Source organism: Pseudoalteromonas sp. SIMBA_162, assembly GCF_046535955.1.
GTDB lineage: Bacteria > Pseudomonadota > Gammaproteobacteria > Enterobacterales > Alteromonadaceae > Pseudoalteromonas > Pseudoalteromonas marina.
This window is the reverse complement of the sequence record NZ_JAWJBQ010000874.1, coordinates 1-250: the sequence shown is the minus strand read 5'-3', so window position 1 is coordinate 250 and position 250 is coordinate 1. Positions and strand designations below refer to the sequence as shown.

The 250-nt window shown below is 64.0% G+C and carries 1 protein-coding gene; it reads right to left on the bottom strand.

Annotated features, from left to right (window positions below; translation table 11 throughout):
- On the bottom strand, positions 1–218 hold a 218-nt coding region (locus R0J88_RS22195; RefSeq protein ID WP_410901199.1), incomplete at its 3' end, for an MFS transporter.
- Between the last annotated feature and the right edge of the window lie 32 nt (positions 219–250).

Genomic DNA, 250 nt, shown 5'->3' with positions numbered 1-250 from the left:
ACGATCGCACTGCCGAACACCGTGCGGGAACCGTATCGGTCCGCGATCCAGCCGCTGATCGGGATGAATACCGCGAGCGCGAGCATGTAGGCCGTCATCCCGAGACTCAGCGCATTCGGCCCGACGCCGAAGGAATGCGCCATCTGCGGGAGCGCGGTCGCGATCACGGTCGTGTCGAGATACTCCATGAAGAAGGTCGCGGCGACGAGATACGGCAAGAAGTCGGTCGTCCGACCACGCTGAGCAGAGC